1 protein-coding gene is annotated in these 2,783 nt (G+C 60.9%); it reads left to right on the forward strand.

Translation table 11 applies throughout. The features are described 5' to 3' along the window. Positions 1 to 2,775 (forward strand): pyruvate dehydrogenase (acetyl-transferring), homodimeric type (gene aceE, locus ABD658_RS15210; RefSeq protein ID WP_344744952.1); only part of this gene is annotated, 2,775 nt, incomplete at its 5' end. Positions 2,776 to 2,783: the final 8 nt, after the last annotated feature.

Below are 2,783 nucleotides of genomic sequence, written 5' to 3' on the forward strand. Positions count from 1 at the left end.
GTGAGCGCTGGTGAAGAGATCTCACATATTCGCAGCGGTCTGACCAACCAGTTGCCGGATGTGGATCCGGAGGAGACTCAGGAATGGTTGGAGTCTTTTGATCAGTTGGTGGAGGTCCATGGCACCGAGCGTGCGGAGTATATGATCCGTACCTTGCTCCAGCGTGCTGGAGCGAAGTCCATCGGTGTGCCGATGGTCACGACCACCGATTATGTGAACACGATCCCGGTGGATCAGGAGCCAGAGTTTCCTGGGGATGAGGAGATGGAGCGCCGGTTCCGTCGGATCCTGCGGTGGAACGCGGCGATCATGGTGCACCGGGCTCAGCGTGATGGTGTCGCGGTGGGTGGTCATATCTCCTCCTATGCGGGAGTGGCCACGCTCTATGAGGTCGGGTTCAATCATTTCTTCCGCGGCGCGGATCATCCTGGTGGTGGGGACCAGGTGTTCTTCCAAGGACATTCCTCTCCGGGCAACTATGCTCGCGCGTTTCTCGAGGGCCGGCTCACCGAGGCTCAGCTCGATGGGTTCCGGCAGGAGATCTCCCGGGCCCCGGAAGGGCTGAGTTCGTATCCGCATCCCCGTCTGATGCCAGATTTCTGGCAGTTCCCCACGGTCTCGATGGGCATCGGGCCGATGAACGCGATCTATCAGGCCCAGTTCAACAGGTATCTGCATCACCGCGGCATCAAGGACACCTCGGATCAGAACGTGTGGGCGTTCCTCGGTGATGGTGAGATGGACGAGCCGGAGTCGCGAGGGCTGTTGCAGCATGCGGCCAATGAGAAGCTGGACAATCTGCATTTCGTGATCAACTGCAATCTGCAGCGCTTGGATGGCCCGGTCCGGGGCAATGGCAAGATCGTCCAGGAGCTGGAGGCGTTCTTCCGCGGAGCGGGATGGAACGTGATCAAGGTGCTCTGGGGCCGGGAATGGGATGATCTGCTGGCCCGTGATGATGATGGCGAGCTGGTCCGGATCATGAATGAGACCTTGGATGGGGACTATCAGACCTATAAGGCTGAGTCCGGGGCCTTCGTGCGGGAGCATTTCTTCGGTCGGTCGGCCAAGACCAAGGCCATGGTCGAGGACATGAGTGATGATGAGATCTGGAACCTCAAGCGTGGGGGTCATGATTATCAGAAGGTCTACTCGGCGTATCAGGCCGCAGTGGCCACCACGGGCAAGCCCACGGTGATCCTGGCTCAGACGATCAAGGGCTATGGGCTGGGTCCCAGCTTCGAGGGTCGTAATGCGACCCATCAGATGAAGAAGCTGACCATCGAGGACCTCAAGCGGTTCCGAGACACTCTGCGGATCCCGATCACTGATGAACAGATCGAGGCCGACCCGTATCAGGTGCCGTATTACCATCCGGGTGAGGACTCTGAGGAGATGGCTTATCTGCGGGCTCGTCGGGCCGAGCTGGGCGGGGCGCTGCCGGCCCGCCGGGTAGAGGCCGACGCGCTGGTCCTGCCGGGGGCGAAGACCTATGCTCAGGCGAAGAAGGGCTCGGGCAAGCAGCAGGCGGCCACCACGATGGCGTTCGTGCGGCTGCTCAAGGACCTGATGCGGGATAAGAACATCGGGCATCGGATCGTGCCGATCGTTCCGGATGAGTCCCGGACCTTCGGGATGGATTCCTTCTTCCCGACTGCGAAGATCTATAACCCCAAGGGACAGAACTATCTCTCGGTGGATCGGGAGCTGATGCTGGCCTATAAGGAATCTCCGCAGGGCCAGCTGCTGCATCCCGGGATCAATGAGGCCGGGGCCACTGCGGCGTTCACTGCGGCTGGGACCAGCTACGCCACTCATGGTGAGCCGATGATCCCGGTCTATGTGTTCTACTCCATGTTCGGGTTCCAGCGCACCGGGGACTCGTTCTGGGCTGCGGCGGATCAGCTGGCTCGTGGTTTCATCATCGGGGCCACTGCCGGGCGGACCACGCTGGCCGGTGAAGGGCTGCAGCATCTCGATGGGCATTCCCCGATCCTGGCCGGGACCAACCCAGCGGTGAAGCATTATGACCCGGCCTATGGGTACGAGATCGCTCATATCATCGAACAGGGTCTCTATGAGATGTATGGGGATCATGCCGGGGATCATGATGTGATGTATTACCTCACCGTCTATAACGAGCCGGTGACTCAGCGTCCTGAGCCGGAAGACCTGGATGTCACTGGTGTGAAGAAGGGCATCTATCGATTGGTCACTGCGGCCCAGGGGTGTGGGGAGCATGGCCTGGAGCTGGCCGGTGATGCTCCGGTGGTGCAGCTGATGGCTTCTGGGGTCGCGGTGCCCTGGGCGTTGGAGGCTCAGCGGCTGCTGGCCGCTGATTGGGGGGTGGCTGCTGATGTGTGGTCAGTGACCTCGTGGAACGAGCTGCGTCGCCAAGCGCTGGCGGTACAGGCTTCTGCGATGCTGGATCCATCTCGAGAGCCGCAGACCCCGTTCATCACTGAACAGCTGGCCGGGGCTTCGGGTCCGGTGATCGCGACCACGGATTATTCCACGCAGGTCCCGGACCAGATCCGGCAGTTCATCCCGAACAGGTTCGCGACTCTGGGGGCTGATGATTTCGGGTTCTCGGATACCCGGGCTGCTGCGCGCAGGCATTTCCGTATTGATGCTCATTCCATGGTCATCCGTGCTCTGCAGATGCTGGCCGAAGAGAACACCCTGGACCCAGGCCTGGCGGAGGAAGCGATCGAGAAGTACCAGCTCTGTGATCCCAATGCTGGGACCTCTGGGTCCACAGGAGGCGATGCCTGAGCCCAGGA

The sequence above is a fragment of the Nesterenkonia aethiopica genome (assembly GCF_039534665.1).
In the GTDB taxonomy this organism is placed as follows: domain Bacteria; phylum Actinomycetota; class Actinomycetes; order Actinomycetales; family Micrococcaceae; genus Nesterenkonia; species Nesterenkonia aethiopica.